General features: G+C 55.6%; 18 protein-coding genes and 1 other RNA gene (1 of these 19 cut by a window edge). All 19 read left to right on the plus strand.

Going from position 1 to position 17,753, the window contains the following annotated elements:
- Positions 1–461, plus strand: partial view of a hypothetical protein gene (locus VX159_RS04460; protein ID WP_371324784.1) — the 3' portion only. Its footprint begins 202 nt before the window's first position; 461 of the gene's 663 nt are visible here — the last part of the coding sequence; its start codon lies off the left edge, out of view; it ends in the stop codon at positions 459–461.
- A gap of 92 nt (positions 462–553) precedes the next feature.
- Positions 554–982 carry a nucleoside-diphosphate kinase gene (ndk, locus tag VX159_RS04465; protein ID WP_371324785.1) on the plus strand — a complete coding sequence of 143 codons (429 nt, stop codon included), beginning with the start codon at positions 554–556 and terminating at the stop codon, positions 980–982.
- 18 nt (positions 983–1,000) lie between these two features.
- Complete coding sequence (gene rlmN, locus VX159_RS04470) at positions 1,001–2,095, plus strand: 23S rRNA (adenine(2503)-C(2))-methyltransferase RlmN (protein WP_371324786.1); 1,095 nt, start codon at positions 1,001–1,003, stop codon at positions 2,093–2,095.
- Positions 2,092–2,865 (plus strand): type IV pilus biogenesis/stability protein PilW, encoded by a 774-nt coding sequence (pilW, locus tag VX159_RS04475; protein ID WP_371324787.1) that lies wholly within the window; start codon positions 2,092–2,094, stop codon positions 2,863–2,865. The genes rlmN and pilW overlap by 4 nt, the downstream gene beginning before the upstream one ends.
- On the plus strand, positions 2,862–3,788 hold the full coding sequence (locus VX159_RS04480) for a helix-turn-helix domain-containing protein (RefSeq protein ID WP_371324788.1): 927 nt from the start codon (positions 2,862–2,864) through the stop codon (positions 3,786–3,788). The genes pilW and VX159_RS04480 overlap by 4 nt, the downstream gene beginning before the upstream one ends.
- Before the next feature lie 6 nt (positions 3,789–3,794).
- Positions 3,795–5,024: a flavodoxin-dependent (E)-4-hydroxy-3-methylbut-2-enyl-diphosphate synthase gene (gene ispG / locus VX159_RS04485; RefSeq protein WP_371324789.1), complete on the plus strand. Its 1,230-nt coding sequence runs from the start codon at positions 3,795–3,797 to the stop codon at positions 5,022–5,024.
- A complete protein-coding gene (gene hisS / locus VX159_RS04490; protein ID WP_371324790.1) occupies positions 5,021–6,319 on the plus strand; it encodes a histidine--tRNA ligase in 1,299 nt (432 codons plus the stop codon). Before ispG ends, hisS begins: the two co-directional genes overlap by 4 nt.
- 5 nt (positions 6,320–6,324) lie before the next feature.
- Entirely contained in the window at positions 6,325–6,963 is a 639-nt protein-coding gene (locus tag VX159_RS04495) for a YfgM family protein (RefSeq protein ID WP_371324791.1), read from the plus strand.
- On the plus strand, positions 6,963–8,117 hold the full coding sequence (bamB, locus tag VX159_RS04500) for an outer membrane protein assembly factor BamB (RefSeq protein ID WP_371324792.1): 1,155 nt from the start codon (positions 6,963–6,965) through the stop codon (positions 8,115–8,117). Before VX159_RS04495 ends, bamB begins: the two co-directional genes overlap by 1 nt.
- Positions 8,114–9,439, plus strand: coding sequence for a ribosome biogenesis GTPase Der (der, locus tag VX159_RS04505; protein ID WP_371324793.1), 1,326 nt, complete (start codon positions 8,114–8,116; stop codon positions 9,437–9,439). The genes bamB and der overlap by 4 nt, the downstream gene beginning before the upstream one ends.
- 84 nt (positions 9,440–9,523) lie before the next feature.
- Positions 9,524–9,760: an RNA chaperone Hfq gene (hfq, locus tag VX159_RS04510; protein ID WP_011288708.1), complete on the plus strand. Its 237-nt coding sequence runs from the start codon at positions 9,524–9,526 to the stop codon at positions 9,758–9,760.
- A 63-nt stretch (positions 9,761–9,823) separates the two neighbouring features.
- Entirely contained in the window at positions 9,824–10,978 is a 1,155-nt protein-coding gene (gene hflX, locus VX159_RS04515; RefSeq protein WP_371324794.1) for a GTPase HflX, read from the plus strand.
- A 35-nt stretch (positions 10,979–11,013) separates the two neighbouring features.
- Complete coding sequence (gene hflK, locus VX159_RS04520; RefSeq protein ID WP_371324795.1) at positions 11,014–12,318, plus strand: FtsH protease activity modulator HflK; 1,305 nt, start codon at positions 11,014–11,016, stop codon at positions 12,316–12,318.
- On the plus strand, positions 12,318–13,205 hold the full coding sequence (gene hflC / locus VX159_RS04525) for a protease modulator HflC (protein WP_371324796.1): 888 nt from the start codon (positions 12,318–12,320) through the stop codon (positions 13,203–13,205). Before hflK ends, hflC begins: the two co-directional genes overlap by 1 nt.
- Positions 13,202–13,387: a DUF2065 domain-containing protein gene (locus tag VX159_RS04530; RefSeq protein WP_371324797.1), complete on the plus strand. Its 186-nt coding sequence runs from the start codon at positions 13,202–13,204 to the stop codon at positions 13,385–13,387. The genes hflC and VX159_RS04530 overlap by 4 nt, the downstream gene beginning before the upstream one ends.
- Positions 13,384–14,538, plus strand: coding sequence for an ATP phosphoribosyltransferase regulatory subunit (locus VX159_RS04535; protein WP_371324798.1), 1,155 nt, complete (start codon positions 13,384–13,386; stop codon positions 14,536–14,538). The genes VX159_RS04530 and VX159_RS04535 overlap by 4 nt, the downstream gene beginning before the upstream one ends.
- A 4-nt stretch (positions 14,539–14,542) precedes the next feature.
- Positions 14,543–15,850 (plus strand): adenylosuccinate synthase, encoded by a 1,308-nt coding sequence (locus VX159_RS04540; RefSeq protein ID WP_371324799.1) that lies wholly within the window; start codon positions 14,543–14,545, stop codon positions 15,848–15,850.
- A gap of 142 nt (positions 15,851–15,992) precedes the next feature.
- Positions 15,993–16,091: signal recognition particle sRNA small type (gene ffs / locus VX159_RS04545), an RNA gene on the plus strand.
- A gap of 27 nt (positions 16,092–16,118) precedes the next feature.
- Positions 16,119–17,750 carry a DNA polymerase III subunit gamma/tau gene (dnaX, locus tag VX159_RS04550; RefSeq protein WP_371324800.1) on the plus strand — a complete coding sequence of 544 codons (1,632 nt, stop codon included), beginning with the start codon at positions 16,119–16,121 and terminating at the stop codon, positions 17,748–17,750.
- Positions 17,751–17,753: the final 3 nt, after the last annotated feature.

Below are 17,753 nucleotides of genomic sequence, written 5' to 3' on the forward strand. Positions count from 1 at the left end.
GCAATGACCTGGAATTGGCGCTTGTTGCTGCTCCTGACGAAGAGGGAAATCTGGAAGCTTATTATTCTCAGCTGCTCCTCGGATTTATTCAAGCGCGAATGATTGTTACGGTCGACGCAGGGAAGGAGCAAATTCTGCACATGCGTGAGCGGGCTTCCAAAGCCGAGTATATGGAGAGCGCAACCAAGAAAATTCGCCTTCATCCGGAAGATATCGAGACAGCGCAGGGGTTGCCGATTCGTGCGCTGGCAGTGATTCCCTCCGCTAATCTAGAGGAAGCAGTCTTGCTAGAGCGCTTTGGTCCGCCGGCTGAGCGCCTGGAGGATGATCACAAGCGTGTCCATTTGCTTTATCCGGCAAAAGGGCTGGCAATTGTTGTCGATCCCAAAGGGAAGGAATTGCTGCAGTATGTTGCGCCGAGAAATTTTTCGGTGCTGAGAGAGCCATTGCGCAACCCTTGAGTTTGGTCGTTACCAAGTGATACGGCGGAGAGGTAGCTAATCTGCTAGAATCCCCGGTTTTTCAACTGACTAGCTTTTTTCGGAGCAAATTCATGGCTATCGAACGTACCCTTTCCATCATCAAGCCCGACGCCGTCAAAAAGAACGTTATCGGCCAGATCTACTCCCGCTTTGAAGGTGCCGGCCTGAAGGTCATTGCGGCCCGCATGACTTGGTTGTCCGAGCAGGAGGCTGGTCAATTCTATGCTGTGCACAAGGAGCGCCCTTTCTTCAAGGATTTGGTTGAATTCATGACCTCTGGTCCGGTTATGATCCAGTGCCTCGAAGGCGAGAATGCCATCGCCAAGAACCGCGAGTTGATGGGCGCAACCGATCCGAAGAAGGCCGAGCCGGGCACTATTCGCGCTGACTTCGCCGAGTCGATCGACGCTAACGCAGTTCACGGCTCTGACGCTCCGGAAACCGCTGCCGTTGAAGTTGCTTTCTTCTTCCCGGGCATGAATACCTACTCCGGTCGCTAAGATCGTAGCTGACTGAATATGACCGTCAATTTACTGGATTTCGATGCAGAGGGCCTGTTAGCCTGGTTCGCTGAGAATGGCGAAAAGCCGTTCCGTGCTCGCCAGGTATTGCGCTGGATGCATCGGTCCGGCGTGGCGGACTTTGATGCCATGACCGACATTGCCAAGAGCTTGCGCGACAAACTCAAGGCGATGGCGGTCGTGCTGCCGCCGACCGTGGTTTCCGACAAGTTGTCGGACGATGGTACGCGGAAGTTTTTGCTCGACGTGGGCGGTAACAATGCGGTTGAGACTGTCTTCATTCCCGAGGACGACCGCGGAACTTTGTGTATTTCTACTCAGGCAGGCTGTGCGCTCGATTGCGCTTTTTGCTCTACCGGTAAACAGGGATTCAATCGCAATCTGACAGTTGCGGAAATTATTGGGCAGCTTTGGCGGGCCAACCAGGCGTTGGGCGTTGTTCATGGCGACGAACGTGTCATTTCGAACGTCGTGATGATGGGGATGGGAGAGCCCCTAGCTAATTTTGACAACACTGTGGCTGCGTTGCGCCTGATGCTCGACGATCATGCGTATGGTTTGTCAAGGCGGCGTGTAACCGTTTCGACCTCGGGGTTGGTTCCTGCAATGGATCGATTGCGCGATGAGTGCCCGGTTGCACTGGCGGTCTCCTTGCATGCGCCCAACGATGCTTTGCGCGACCAATTGGTCCCGATTAACCAAAAATACCCATTGGGTGACTTGATGGCCGCTTGTCGCAGATACCTGGAGAAGGCGCCTCGCGATTTTGTGACCTTCGAGTACACTATGCTGGATGGTGTGAACGATAGTGATGCACATGCACGGGAATTGTTGGCGTTGGTTCGCGACGTGCCGTGCAAATTCAATTTGATTCCTTTCAATCCTTTCCCCGGGGCGCCATTCCGGCGGTCAAGCAGTGAACGTATCCGTAAGTTTGCTGATCGCTTGATTCAGGCCGGAATTGTTACCACTACCCGCAAGACCCGTGGTGATGATATTGATGCTGCATGTGGCCAACTGGCCGGTCAGGTCAAGGACAAGACGCGTCGTACTGGCGCCGTGCCGTTGCGTTTTCAGGAACTGAAGCCGTGATCAGGGGTTTGTGTCGCTGCCTGTTTTTTATTCTCCTTTCAAGCATGCTTGGGCTGGCTTGGGGCCAGCAGGAAAGCAGTCGTGCCTTATCCGATGCACGAAGCCGGGCGCGTATTCATGCGGAACTCGGCGCGGCCTATTTCCAGGCCGGTAATCCTGCCGTTGCATTGGAGGAGCTGGAGATCGCACTGGCATCGGACTCGTCGTACTTTCCGGCCTACAGTATTCGTGGTTTGGTACTTGCAAGCCTTAAAGAGAATGCAAAGGCGGAAGAGGATTTCAAGAGAGCCATGGCGTTGGCCCCTAAAGACCCTGAGGTCAATAACAACTATGGCTGGTATCTTTGTGAGACCGGGAAGCCGCGCCAATCCATCAGTTTCTTTTTGGAGGCTTTGAAAAGCCCTTTGTACGAGACCCCTGAGCGCGCCTACGCCAATGCCGGCTCGTGCGCCTTGAAGGCGGGTGACCAGGATGAAGCCTTGGGATATTTGCTCAAGGCGCTCCAGTTCTCTAAGGACGGCGGTGCCTTGCCGCGTATGTTACTGGCCCGCTTGTTCTATCAGCAAGGGCGCCTGGATGAGGCGCGGATCTATCTGGCGGATGCTATGAAGCTGATTGAGCCGCCTAGTGCGGAGATTCTCTGGCTCGGGATTCGGTTGGAACGGAAATTGGGAAATCGTTTGGCTGAAAGTAGCTATGTTGCGCAATTGCGGAGCAGGCATCCGACTTCCTCTGAGTATCAGGATTTTCTCAAGGGTAACTTTGAATGAGCGAACAAACGGGGTCCGTCGATATGGTGGATGGAACTGAGGCCGGTTATCCAGCCGCCACGCCTGTTGGCGAGTTGTTGCGGGGAGGTCGCGATGCAAAGGGACTGACCAAGGCGGACATTGCGCAGACCTTGAAGCTTGGCGTGCGGCAAGTAGAGGCTCTCGAACGCGGGAACTGGGAGTTGTTACCTGGGGCAACCTTTATTCGTGGTTTTGTTCGTAACTATGCTCGCTTGGTGCAATTGGACAGCGAACCGCTGATGCGAGAACTTGATCGCTGCCTGATTCAGAAGGAAAACCGGCTTTCCCTTCCCGATGCCCAGCCGACTGATATGCCGGTGGCTGGTGCTCGCATGGCTCAAAGGGACCGTGTGGTCGTTTTTTCGGGATTGGCACTGGTTGTAATTGCTTTGCTGATTTATAGCTTGTTTGCCGCAGATCTCTCTGCCTTGCGGGATCAAGCGCAACAGATGCTCGACGCAGCCAAAAAAACAGAAGAGAAGGCTGCCGTCGTGTCGTCGCCGGTGCAGGAAGCTTTGATGCCACCGGGGGCTTCGGAACGAGATGTGCTGAATCCTCAGAACGCGGTTAACGACGCAGCCGTTTCGTCCTCTGCTCCCGTAGCCGCTGTCAGCAACCCAAATCCGCCTGTGGCTACGGTAGATGTGCCGAGTAGCGGCAGCAATCCGCCACAGATTCGTTTCTCTGTCCTCAAAGAGTCCTGGATTGAGGTTCGTGATCGCGATAACCGGGTTTTGTATTCGCAGCGCTTGCCTGCTGATAGCGAGCATGTCTTGTCCGGGCAAGGCCCCCTTTCGCTGGTCATCGGCTACGCTCCCGGCGTCAAGCTGTTCTGGCATGGGCAGGCTGTGGATCTGCAACCACACACCAAGGGTGACGTCGCCCGTCTGGTTCTGGAGTAATTGTCAGTGGCCGCCGCAAGCAAGCGCAATACTAAAAGTTGTCATGTTGGTCATGTTCTCCTTGGGGGGGATGCACCGGTAGTGGTGCAATCAATGACCAATACCGATACCGCCGATTACCTCGCCACAGCGATTCAGTGTGCCGAGTTGGCCCGTGCCGGTTCTGAACTAGTGCGGATTACGGTCAACACGCCCGAGGCAGCTGCTTCTGTTCCCAAAATTCGTGATCATCTGGGACGAATGGGCTGCGATGTGCCATTAATCGGTGATTTTCACTACAACGGACATCGTTTGCTGGCAGAGCATCCGGCATGTGCGGAGGCTTTGGCAAAGTACCGGATTAACCCTGGCAACGTTGGTTTCGGTAAAAAGAAGGACGAGCAATTTGCGCAGATGATCGAATTCGCCTGTCGCTACCAAAAACCGGTTCGTATTGGTGTCAATTGGGGCAGTCTTGATCAGGAATTGCTGGCACGCGTGATGGATGACAACAGCCGCTCTGCGGCTTCGCTTGATGCGACCCAAATCATGCGTCATGCCATGGTGACATCAGCCTTGGAATCGGCTGCGAAGGCACAGGAAATTGGTTTGGAGGCGGAAAAGATCATTCTTTCCTGCAAGGTTTCAAGTGTTCAAGATCTGATCGCCATTTATCGCGAACTGGCTAGGCGTGCCGACTATGCGTTGCATCTTGGATTGACTGAAGCCGGTATGGGGTCGAAAGGCATCGTCGCTTCAACTGCCGCCTTGTCTGTTTTGCTGCAAGAGGGGATTGGTGACACGATCCGCGTTTCGCTCACACCTTTGCCGGGTGGTTCCCGGTCGGAGGAGGTTATTGTCGCGCAGGAAATTTTGCAGAGCATGGGCTTGCGCGCGTTTACTCCGATGGTGGCTGCCTGCCCAGGGTGTGGTCGTACGACATCCACCTTGTTTCAGGAATTGGCTGGCGAGGTTCAGGATTTTGTTCGGGCAAAAATGCCAGAATGGCGATTGCATTATGATGGCGCAGAAAACATGACCTTGGCGGTGATGGGGTGCATTGTCAACGGCCCTGGCGAGTCCAAGCATGCGAATATCGGCATTTCCCTTCCTGGTACCGGTGAGGCCCCGGCAGCTCCCGTGTATGAAGACGGAGTCAAGACGGTAACCCTCAAGGGGGAGAACATTGCCAGTGAATTCAAGCAAATTATTGAGCGCTACGTAGAGCGTACTTACAAAAAGAAGTTACAAAAATGAGCCAAACCCTACAGTCTGTTCGCGGGATGAACGACATCCTGCCGGATGAAGCAGAATTCTGGGAAATTTTTGAAGAAACTGTCCGTTCCTGGTTGAAGGCCTATGGCTATCGGCCAATTCGGATGCCCATCGTTGAGCCGACGCCGCTGTTCAAGCGAGCGATTGGCGAAGTCACCGATATTGTCGAAAAGGAGATGTATTCCTTTACTGACAGTCTCAACGGCGAACTTTTGACCTTGCGTCCCGAGGGTACGGCGGGCTGTGTGCGGGCATTGATCCAGCACAATCTTGCGGCTCAGCATCCTCGGCGCCTTTACTACATGGGGCAGATGTTTCGCCATGAGCGGCCGCAAAAGGGGCGTTATCGTCAGTTTCATCAAGTAGGTGTTGAAACTTTTGGTTTCTCCGGCCCAGATATTGATGCCGAGTTGATTTTGATGGGAGCCCGGCTGTGGGCCGATTTGGGGTTGGAAGGGATTCAACTGCAAATCAATAGTCTGGGGCAGCCGGCGGAACGTGCTGAGCACCGCTCTGCCTTGATCGCTTATTTTGAACAGCATCTCGAAAAGCTTGATGAGGATGCCAGGCGCCGGTTGTACACCAATCCGTTGCGGATTCTCGATAGCAAGAATCCGGACTTACAGGCGCTTTGTGCTGCAGCGCCCAAATTGATTGATTATCTCGGAGAGGAGTCGCTCGCCCATTTTGAGGGGGTTCAGCAGATACTCCGCGATGCCGGGCAGCCTTTCACGGTCAATCCGCGTTTGGTGCGGGGTCTCGATTACTACAATCTGACGGTATTTGAATGGGTTACCGATAAGCTTGGGGCGCAAGGAACCGTTTGTGCCGGTGGGCGCTATGATGGCCTGGTCGAGCAGTTGGGGGGGAAAGTCACCCCGGCTTGCGGCTTTGCGATGGGGATTGAACGCCTTGTTGCATTGATTCGGGATAGCGGCGGAGAGCCTGCACTTGCCGCTCCGGATGTTTATTTGGTGCATCAAGGAAGCGCAGCCAGTCGCTTGGCGTTTCGTGTTGCCGAAGGTTTGCGCGATCAGGGGATCAACGTTCTCCTGCATTGTGGCGGCGGAAGCTTCAAGTCGCAGATGAAGAAGGCAGATGCCTGTGGTGCGCCCTTTGCCATTGTGATTGGTGATGATGAGGCGGCGACCGGCGAGGCGCAATTGAAACCTTTGCGTGCTGGTGCAGGTGAACAGCGTAAACTGAAAGTGGATGACCTCGCGGAGTCAATCATCGGTCAGTTGATCGACTCCGAAACAGTTGGCGAACAGGAATAAGCGATATGGCGCATTACGATCTCGAAGAACAGGAGCAGATTGATTCGCTCAAGGCTTGGTGGGGAATGTATGGCAACTTGGTGACTGGGCTGGTGGTTGTCGCTTCCTTGGCCGTCATTGGTTGGCAGGCTTGGGGTTGGTATCAGAATGCTCAGGCAGCCAAGGCTGCTGCCGTATACGGTGCTTTCGAGCAAGCATTGCAGGCCGGTGATGCACAGCGGATCAAGGCTGCTACCGGAGAGTTGGCCGAAAAATATTCGTCCACTCATTATGCGGCCTTGGCTGCATTGCAGGCTGCTCAGCATTCTGTTGCTTCGGCTGACTTGAAGACTGCGAAGGCTCAGTTGTCTTGGCTGGTTGATAATGCCAAAGATGAGATTCGTGACTTGGCACGCATGCGTCTGGCTGCTGTCATGCTCGATGAGCAGGCATTTGATGCCGCTGCTGCGATTTTGGCTGTAACGCCAGCGCCGGCATTTCAGGCTCGCCAGCAAGAGCTTTTGGGCGATGTTTATGTAGCCCAGGGGAAATATCAGGAAGCCAAGGCCGCCTACCGGACTGCGCTCGAAAAAACGCAGCAAAAGCCGATGCCCGGACGGGAATTGCTACAGCAGAAACTTGATGCCCTAGGCGAGGCCGCATAATGTCCTATCGAATTTTGCCGGTGGTTTTGGCGCTGGCGATGGCTGGATGCTCAACGCTAGGCGACGCGTTCGATTCGCTTAACCCATTTTCCTCAAGCGCCCCAAAAATGGCGCCGTTGAAAGCGATAGCCGCAACGGCCGAGGTACGTTCAAGCTGGAGTGCTAATGTTGGCAAAGCCGGCGAATATACCCTGAGTCCGGCGGTGGTCGGCAATGTGGTCTATGTGGCTGCACAGGATGGAACGGTGGCAAAGCTCGAAGAGGGTCGTAACGTTTGGCAGATCAAGACGGCGATGCAACTCTCAGGGGGCGTAGGTGCTGATGGGAAAATGGTTGTGGTCGGAACACGTTCCGGCGACGTATTGGCCTTTTCTGCTGTTGATGGCCGTACCCTTTGGCAAGCCAAGGTGAGTAGCGAGGTACTTGCCGCACCGGCCGTGGGGGAAGAGGGGGTTGCCGTGCGCAGCGGCGACAACCGGATCGCGCTGTTGAACCTGGCAGACGGCACTCGCAAGTGGGTCTATCAGCGCTCAACTCCGGCACTTTCCATTCGCAGCACTGCGGCTCCGGTATTCGCCGACCGCTATCTGTTCGCCGGTTTCCCCGGGGGTAAGCTGGTTGCGTTGGCCTTGACCAATGGTGCGCCAATTTGGGAGGGTACTGTAGCCCAGCCCAAGGGGGCGACCGAAGTGGATCGGGCGGCCGATGTGGTTGCTGCTCCGGCGGTTGATGGCCGGCAAATCTGTGCAGTTGCCTTTCAGGGGCGAGTGGCTTGCTTCGATATGGGGCAAGGCGGTTCCATGGTGTGGTCCCGGGATCTTTCTTCGGCCAGTGGCCTGACGCTCGATGGCCGTTATCTGTTCGTGACCGATGACAAGGGGGCCGTGCACGCCCTGGACCGCCTGACTGGCAGCAGCTTGTGGAAGCAGGCCGCCTTGTTTAACCGCAAGGTCTCCGCGCCAGCCGTCAAGCGCGGCTTGGTGGCCGTTGCCGATGGCGAAGGGGTGGTGCATTTCCTTTCGCGTGAAGACGGTAGTTTTGTTGCAAGAAAAACGACCGATGGCACGCCAGTTCGTGCCGCTGTTCAATCAATTGGTGCGGGCTTCCTGGTGCAAACCGCCGGCGGCAGTATCAGCAAGTTCGAGGTGCAATGAAGCCAACTCTCGTTTTGGTGGGGCGGCCGAATGTCGGCAAGTCTACCCTGTTTAATCGTTTGACCCGCTCACGCGACGCGATCGTCGCCGATCTCCCCGGTCTGACCCGCGACCGTCATTATGGACACGGTCGACTGGGAAAAAAGCCGTATTTGGTGGTTGATACCGGTGGTTTTGAGCCGCTGGTCAAGGACGGGATTCTCCATGAGATGGCGCGTCAGACGGAGCAGGCGATTGCGGAAGCCGACGCGATCATCTTCGTGGTCGATGGCCGGACTGGGCTCACCCCGCACGACAAGGAAATCGCCAACAAATTACGCCGCCAGCAGGTGCCGGTGTTCGTGGCGGTCAACAAAGCCGAAGGGATGAATCGCGGCATGGTTGCCGCCGACTTCCATGAACTCGGCCTGGGTGAGCCGTACGCGATTTCTTCTGCCCACGGCGAAGGGGTGCGCAATTTGGTTGAATTGGCTTTGGAAAGTTTTCCGGAGCCGGATGAGGATGAAGAGAAGGAAGAGGTGGTCAAGGTTGCTATCGTTGGTCGCCCCAATGTCGGCAAATCAACCTTGATTAACGCCTTGCTCGGCGAGGAACGGGTCATTGCCTTTGATGCGCCCGGTACGACCCGCGATGCCATCGAGATCGATTTCGAACGCGATGGCAGAAAATACGTCTTGATCGATACCGCTGGGATGCGTAAGCGGGGCAAGATTTTCGAGGCTATCGAGAAATTTTCGGTGGTCAAGACATTGAAGGCGGTCGAGGATGCCAATGTGGTGATTCTGATGGTCGATGCCCAGGCCGATGTGTCCGATCAGGATGCCCATATCGCAGATTTCGTTGTGCAGTCGGGGCGAGCCCTAGTGGTTGCGGTTAACAAATGGGACGGGCTTGATGCCTATGTCCGGGAGCAAACGCGGCAGATTTTGCAGCGTAAATTGAAGTTTCTTGATTTCGCAAAATTCCACTTCATTTCGGCTCGTGAGAACGTCGGTCTGAAGAACCTGTTTCGTTCGGTAGATGCTGCCTATCGTGCAGCAATGACCAAGTTATCGACCCCGCGCTTGACTCGCGTACTTGCTGATGCAGTAGCCAAGCAGGCTCCCGCCAAACATGGCTTGTTCCGTCCGAAGCCACGCTACGCCCACCAAGGTGGATCGAATCCACCGATCATTGTGGTGCACGGAAATGCGGTGGATCAGATCACCGACAGCTATCGCCGGTATTTGGAGCATACATTCCGCGAGGCTTTCAAGTTGCAGGGAACGCCTTTGCGGATTCAGTTTGTCGCCGGCAAGAACCCGTTTGCCGATAAGGAGTAAAGGAAAACGCAAATAGTTTTCCCTTGCATCGGAAAATTGGGTACATTAGACCACTCATATAACAACACACATGGAGTCCACACCATGAGCAACAAAGGGCAACTTTTACAAGACCCCTTCCTCAACGCGCTTCGTCGTGAGCACGTTCCCGTTTCGATTTACCTGGTTAACGGTATCAAGTTGCAGGGGCAGGTCGAGTCCTTTGATCAATACGTCGTGCTGCTGAAGAACACGGTAACTCAGATGGTATATAAGCATGCCATCTCTACGGTGGTTCCCGCCCGTCCGGTGAATCTGCAGCAGGAACAGGCTGCCGAGTAATTTTCGCATCCTCTCTTTTCGGCCTGCCCTGGTGGCAGGCCGTATTATTTTATCGGAGCGACAATGATCGAACGGCCAGCCGCAGGTGAGCGGGCAGTCATCGTTCAACTCGACTTCGGCCAGTTCGATATCGATGACCAGGTTGAAGAGGTTCGCCTGTTGGCCGAGTCTGCAGGAGCCGTAGTTCTTGCCGAGGTGCATGGAAAGCGCCAAAGTCCTGATCCCAAAACCTTTGCCGGCAAAGGTAAGGTCGACGAGATCGCTGCTGCGCTCGCTGCTGCGGGGGCCGATCTGGCGATTTTCAATCATGAGTTATCGCCTGCCCAGCAAAGAAATCTCGAACGGGATTTAAAGTGCCGGGTTGTCGACCGCACTAGCCTGATCTTGGATATTTTTGCCCTGCGCGCTGCGAGTTCCGAAGGTAAGCTGCAAGTTGAGTTGGCGCAACTTGAGCATCTTTCTACCCGCCTGGTTAGGGGTTGGACACACCTCGAGCGGCAGCGAGGGGGGATCGGGATGCGAGGGCCTGGCGAGAAACAGCTTGAAACCGACAGGCGCCTCTTGGGGAATCGTGTCAAATTGCTCAAGGAGCGGCTTGCCAGATTGTCCCGTCAGCGCGGCGTGCAGCGCAAAGCCCGGCGGCGAGGAGATGTCCTGAATGTATCGCTGGTTGGCTATACCAATGCAGGTAAATCCACCCTCTTCAATGCCTTGACCCATGCTGGGGTTTATGCGGCAAATCAATTGTTTGCGACTCTGGATACCACCTCGCGCAAACTGTGGGTCGAAGGTGGCGGGAATATCGTCATCTCCGATACCGTCGGTTTTATCCGCGATTTGCCGCACTCGCTGGTCGATGCCTTTCATGCGACACTCGAGACGGCAGTCGATGCGGATGTATTGCTGCATGTGGTGGATGGAGCCAGTCATGCTAGAGATGAGCAGATTGCCGAAGTTGGGAAGGTCTTGGCGGAAATTGGCGCCGCGGGTTTGCCGCAAATCCTATTGTGGAACAAGATCGATCTGACCGAGGCCTCGCCGGGGGTTGAGCGTGATGGATATGGTAATATCGCCAAGGTCCGAGTCAGTGCACGCACCGGCGAAGGGCTGGAACTTTTGCGGGCCACTTTGGCCGAATATGCGCAGGCCAAAGCCGAGGCGCGCCGTAAGGCGCATGCCGAAGCTGCTTGTGAAGCAGAATCAGATTACTTCAATTAAAAACCCCGAGCATGATTCCGACCTTAGGCATATTCATGTCACTGAACGATCCCGGCTGGGGAAATCGTGGCAGTAACGATGGTGGCAACAACTCCGGCGGTCCTCGCCGTCCTGGTGAAGGTCCTCCTGATCTTGAGGAGTTGTGGCGAGATTTCAATCGCAAACTTAATGGTATTTTTTCCGGTAAGCGCAGCGGAGGGCAGGGGGGCGGCGATGGTCCTCGCATGCCACCGGTAGATTTTAATCCCCGCTTCCTAGGGGGGGGGCTCGGCTTGCTGGCTATTCTGGTCGCGGCTCTGTGGCTTGCATCCGGCTTCTACATTGTTGATGCATCGCAACGTGGGATCGTTCTGCAGTTCGGTAGTTTCAAGGAAACTACCGAACCCGGTTTGCGCTGGCGCCTTCCTTATCCGATGCAGTCCCACGAACTGGTGAACCTGACCGGGGTGCGCACTATTGAAATTGGATATCGAGGCAGCGAACGTAACAAGGTTCTGAAAGAAGCATTGATGCTCACCGATGATGAAAACATCGTGAACATCCAGTTTGCCGTTCAGTACATTCTGAAGGACCCGGTTGAGTACCTGTTCAATAACCGCAGCACGGACGAGGCGGTAGTAGGTGCCGCAGAGTCTGCTGTACGCGAGATTGTCGGGAAGAGCAAAATGGACTTCGTCTTGTACGAAGGGCGCGAGCAGATCGCAACGCAAGCCGCCAAACTGATGCAGGATATTCTCGATCGTTACCAAAGCGGCATCCTGATTTCCAAGGTGACAATGCAAAATGCTCAGCCTCCGGAACAGGTGCAGGCCGCTTTCGATGATGCAGTCAAGGCTGGACAGGACCGCGAGCGGCAAAAGAATGAAGGTCAGGCTTATGCTAACGATGTGATTCCCAAGGCCAAAGGAACATCCGCTCGTTTGCTCGAAGAGGCCAATGGTTATCGGCAGCGGGTGATTTCGACCGCCGATGGGGATGCATCGCGCTTCCGCCAGATTGTCGCAGAGTATTCGAAGGCACCGGAAGTTACACGTCAGCGGATGTACCTTGAAACCATGCAGCAGATTTTTGCCAACACCAGCAAAGTCTTGGTTGATGCCAAGGGCCAAGGAAACTTGCTCTATCTGCCGCTGGATAAACTCATGCAGGCGACGGCCGGTGTTGCTGTTCCGAATGGCGAAGCCGTGGTTAGCGGTCCATCCGGCCGGGTTGCAACGCCCTCCTTGCCCACTGAGGTTCCGCCGCAACTGGAGGCGGCTCCGAAGGTAGGAGGGGGCGGTTCATATTCGTCGTCTGGGCGTGATGGCTCATTGCGTTCGCGTGATCGGGAGGGGCGTTGATGAGCCAGCGTATCAATTTCCTGGGGGGTCTGGCTGCAGCGATTCTGGCAGTTCTCGCAATGTCGATTTTTACAGTCGATCAGCGCCAGTACGCCTTGGTCTTTCAACTGGGTGAGGTCAAGCGTGCAATCGCGGAGCCTGGTTTGTATTTCAAGGTCCCATTAATCCAGAATGTTCGCTATTTCGAGAAGCGCATCATCACGCTGGATAACGCTGAGCCGGAGCGCTTCATTACTTCGGAAAAGAAGAATGTCCTAGTTGATTCCTATATCAAATGGCGGATTGTTGACCCGAAGCTCTACTACATCTCAGTTGGTGGCGATGAAGCTAGAGCCAAGACCCGCCTGAATCAGACAGTGAATGCTGGTCTGCGTGAAGAGTTCGGCAAGCGCACAGTGCACGATGTGGTTTCCGGGGCGCGTGACAAAATCATGGATCAGATGCGTGAAAAGGCTGATGCCGACTCTCGCAAGATCGGGGTTCAGATCGTTGATGTTCGCCTGAAGCGTGTCGAGTTGCCGACCGAGGTCAGCGAGGCGGTCTATCGTCGAATGGAGGCTGAGCGCAAGCGGGTTGCCAATGAACTGCGTTCCGAAGGGGCTGCGGAGGCCGAGAAAATTCGTGCCGATGCGGATCGTCAGCGTGAGGTGCTGATTGCGGAAGCGTATCGTGAGGCTCAGAAAATCAAGGGTGAAGGCGATGCCAAAGCGACTGCAATTTATGGTCAGGCGTTTAGCCAGAACTCCGAGTTTTATGCTTTCTATCGTAGTCTTGAAGCTTATCGTGGTAGTTTCAAGAGCAAAAATGATGTACTTGTTGTCGAGCCTGGTGGCGATTTCTTCAAATACATGAAGAATTCCGGTCGGGGCAGCGACAAGCACAAATGACCGATACCCTGTTGCAGGCCTTCGCGCTGATGCTGATCATCGAAGGGGCTATGCCGTTCATTGCCCCTTCTGCCTGGCGGGAAACCTTTCGCCGCCTGATTCAGTTCTCTGATGGGCAGATTCGTTTTGTCGGGTTGACTTCAATGTTGCTCGGCCTGATTTTTATTGTGTTTTTTTCATGAACTGGCTGTTACCTGAACATATTGCCGATGCACTGCCGCTAGAGGCTGCCCGGATCGAGTCCCTGCGCCGCACGGTGCTGGATCATTTCACCCGGCGGGGTTACGAATACGTGATGCCGCCGATGCTAGAGTATCTTGAGTCATTATTGACCGGGGCTGCCCAGGATTTGCGGTTGCGAACCTTCAAGTTGGTCGACCAGTTGTCCGGTCGGACCATGGGCGTTCGCGCAGACATCACCCCGCAGGCCGCCCGCATCGATGCGCACTTGCTGAATCACCAGGGGGTGACCCGGTTGTGCTACTGCGGTAGCGTGCTGCACACTTTGCCTGCCAGTATTTCGGCAGGAAGAGAACCCCTCCAGGTCGGTGCCGAGCTTTATGGCTATGCCGGGATCGCTGCTGACTTGGATGTTATCCGACTGATGGCAGGGGCTTTCGAGACCATGCAGTTGCCAGTGTCGCGCATTGATCTGGGGCATGTTGGGATTTTTCGTGCCCTGGCTGAAGCGGCTGGGTTGCCTGCAGAATCCGAGGATGCGTTGCTTGATATTCTGCGGGCCAAGGATGTGCCCGCCTTGCGTCAGTTCTGTTCCGAATTGTCATCGCCCTATCGCGAGGCGTTGTTGGCTCTGCCTCGCCTCTACGGTGGTGCTGAGGTCTTGGACCGTGCCGAACAATTGCTGCCGCCGCTACCAGAGATTCGGGAGGCGCTGGCTGGGTTGCGTTATCTGATCGACAATGCGCCAGATTTGCCGTTTTCAATCGATTTGGGTGATTTGCGCGGTTATCACTATCATAACGGCGTCGTTTTTGCGGCTTATAGCCAAGCTTATCCGGCTGCTGTAGCACAAGGCGGGCGCTATGACGGTGTCGGTCGCGCATTTGGCCGGGCGCGCCCGGCAACCGGCTTCTCCCTCGATTTGCGTGAAGTGGCGCGCTTGGTGCCACCGGCTGTGACCAAGGGGGCAATCCTGGCGCCGCATGTCGGGAATGATCTGGTACTGGTGGCGCATATCAATGCGCTTCGGGCGCAGGGCGAGAGTGTGGTTGAACTGTTGCCAGGGGAGTCAGCCTGTGAGGGGCCTTTCTGTGATCGCAAGCTGGTGCATGTTGGCGGTCGCTGGATTATCGAAGCAATACAAGAGGACTGAAAAAATGGCCAAGAATGTAATCGTCGTGGGGACCCAGTGGGGCGACGAGGGAAAAGGCAAAATCGTTGATTGGTTGACCGATCACGCCAAGGGCGTTGTGCGCTTTCAGGGGGGGCATAATGCGGGTCATACGCTGGTGGTTGGCGAGAATGTCTATAAGCTCAATCTGGTCCCGTCCGGAATCGTTCGCGATGGTGTCGATTGCTACATCGGCAATGGCGTGGTTCTCGATATTCACCACCTCATTTCGGAAATTGGAGAACTTGAAAAGGGGGGGATCAATGTTCGCTCCCGGCTCAAGATCAGCCCGGGGTGTCCGATCATTCTCCCCTATCATTCCGCAATTGATAAGGCGCGTGAGGCGGCTAAGGCTGGCGACAAAAAAATCGGCACTACTGGAAAGGGGATTGGCCCGACCTACGAGGACAAGGTTTCCCGCCGTGGGTTGCGGGTTTATGACTTGTTCTACCCCGAGCGCTTTGCCGAAAAGCTTAAGGAGGTTCTGGAGTATCACAATTTTGTCCTGACCCAGTACTTCAAGGCTGATCCAGTTGATTTCCAGTTGGTCTACGATCAGGCAATGGCTGACGCTGAGGTAATCAGGCCGATGGTCGTCGATGTTTCTGCCGCACTTTATGATGCCAATAAAGCCGGTCAGAACATGCTGTTCGAAGGCGCCCAAGGGACCCTGCTTGATATCGATCACGGGACCTATCCTTTTGTTACCTCCTCAAATTGTGTTGCCGGTCAGGCTGCGGCTGGGGCAGGGATTGGTCCGGGTATGCTGCATTATGTCCTCGGAATCACCAAGGCCTACTGTACACGGGTTGGTGGCGGGCCGTTCCCTAGCGAACTTGATATCGATGCCGAAGGGACTCCTGGTCACCAGATGTTCACGGTGGGTAAGGAGTTTGGTACCGTGACCGGCCGCAAGCGTCGCTGCGGGTGGTTTGATGCGGCGCTGCTCCGGCGTTCGGCTCGGATCAATGGGTTGACAGGTCTGTGTATTACCAAACTTGATGTTCTCGATGGGCTCACGGAGATCAAGATTTGTACGGGTTACAAGCTGGATGGCAAGGTGCTTGATTTGCTACCGATCGGTGCTGACGACGTTGCGCGCTGCGAACCGATCTACGAAACCATGCCGGGCTGGGAAGGAACCACTTTCCGGGTCAAGTGCTGGGAGGATTTGCCTGTTAACGCGCAGGCTTATCTGAATCGCCTTGAGGCCCTGTGCGAAGTTCCGATCGCGATTGTGTCTACCGGTCCTGAGCGCGACGAAACCATTCTCAAGCAACACCCGTTCAAGTAAGCATCGAATTACATATTCTTACGGTCAACGGGCCTACGGGCCCGTTTTTCTTTGGCAGCGCTGAATCATCGTTTTGTCGGTGATGCAATAAAACCCCCCCGTAGAAGCGTTATCCGCGAAATGCTGTGCTAGAATTCGCGCCGGCGGGTCTCCCCGCATTGCAGGGTGGTGAACCTGGTCAGGTCCGGAAGGAAGCAGCCACAGCCATTTACTGCAAGTGCCGGGGGTTAGGCTCGCCATTTTCATTTTTGCTTCTGGTGTGAGGCGCATGAGTTATCAGGTTCTTGCGCGCAAGTGGCGGCCGCGCAATTTTTCAACGCTGGTTGGGCAGGAGCACGTAGTTCGTGCCTTGACGCATGCGCTGACCGAGCAGCGTCTTCATCATGCCTACCTTTTCACCGGAACGCGCGGGGTTGGCAAGACCACGCTGGCGCGCATCCTCGCCAAATCACTGAACTGTGAACGCGGTATTACGTCCGAGCCCTGTGGGCAGTGCTCGGCCTGTCTCGAAATCGATGCCGGGCGCTTTGTCGATCTGCTGGAGGTCGATGCGGCCACCAATACCCGTGTTGACGAAATGCGGCAGTTGCTCGAAAACGCCGTGTACGCACCGACCCGTGGGCGCTTCAAGGTCTATGTGATTGACGAAGTGCATATGCTCTCAACTTCAGCCTTCAATGCAATGCTGAAGACCTTGGAGGAGCCGCCTGAGCACGTCAAGTTCATTCTGGCTACGACCGATCCGCAAAAAATCCCGGTGACTGTGCTGTCGCGCTGCTTGCAGTTCAACTTGAAGCAAATGCCTCCGCCGGCGATCTGTGGGCATTTGTCGCATGTGCTGCAGGCAGAAGGAGTGCCCTTTGAGGCGGCCGCTCTGGCGCAGATTGCGCATGCCGCGGCGGGCAGTATGCGTGATGCTTTGTCGCTGCTTGATCAGGCTATCGCGCATGGGGCGGGGGCCGTATATGATGGCCAGGTTCGCGCCATGCTGGGTACGGTCGATCAAGATCACCTCTTCGCGCTGCTTGAAGCGGTGCGGCTCGGTGATGCCTCTGAATTGTTGCGGGTGGCCGCTGACATGAGTGTGCGCAGCTTGTCTTTTGCCTCGGCTTTGCAGGCCTTGGCGGGGCTGCTCACCCAGATTCAGGTGGCGCAGTGTGCGCCGGCCGCGATTGCAGAGGATGAGCCGGGGCGCGATCGTCTGCTGGCCCTGGCGGCGGGGTTTTCGCCCGAATTCGTGCAGTTGGCCTATCAGATTGCGATTGTTGGGCGCTCTGAGCTCGGCTTGGCGCCGGATGAATATTCCGGTTTCGTGATGACCTTGCTGCGCCTGCATTCATTTCGGCCGTCTTCAGTTGCCGATGTGGTCGCTGCGGTGGCGCCCCGGGCCAAGTCATTGGTGCGCAGTCCCATCGCACCCGGAGGGCAGATGGCGGTTCGAGGCGAGTCTGAAATGGCTCCTTCCAGGGCTGTGGTGGTTGAGTTGACTGTGGCAAATTCGACCGAAGCTGCCGGGGGTGGGGTGGTTGACTGGCGGAGAGTTGTCGCGGAGTTGCCGATTTCAGGGCTGGCGCGGGAGCTTGCGCAAAACTGCGAGTTGCGCCAACTGGACGATGCCTTGTGTCTTCTACGTTTGCCGCCGGAGCGTGGCCATCTGCAGATGAAGGCATCGCAGGACAAGTTGCAGCAAGCCCTGGCGGCCTATTTCGGTCGTAACCTCGCCCTTCGTATCGAGGTCAAGCAAATTGACGGAGATACGCCGGCGGCGCAGGCCGGACGTGAGCGTGAGCAGCGCCAGCAGCAAGCATGTGCCGCGATTGATCGTGACCCATTTGTGCGTGAAATGCTCGAGTCCTGCGATGCGGTGCTCGACAAGGAAACTATTAAACCCGTTGGCTAATGG

Origin of the sequence: Dechloromonas sp. ZY10 (genome assembly GCF_041378895.1) — a bacterium.
In the GTDB taxonomy this organism is placed as follows: Bacteria; Pseudomonadota; Gammaproteobacteria; order Burkholderiales; family Rhodocyclaceae; genus Azonexus; species Azonexus aquae.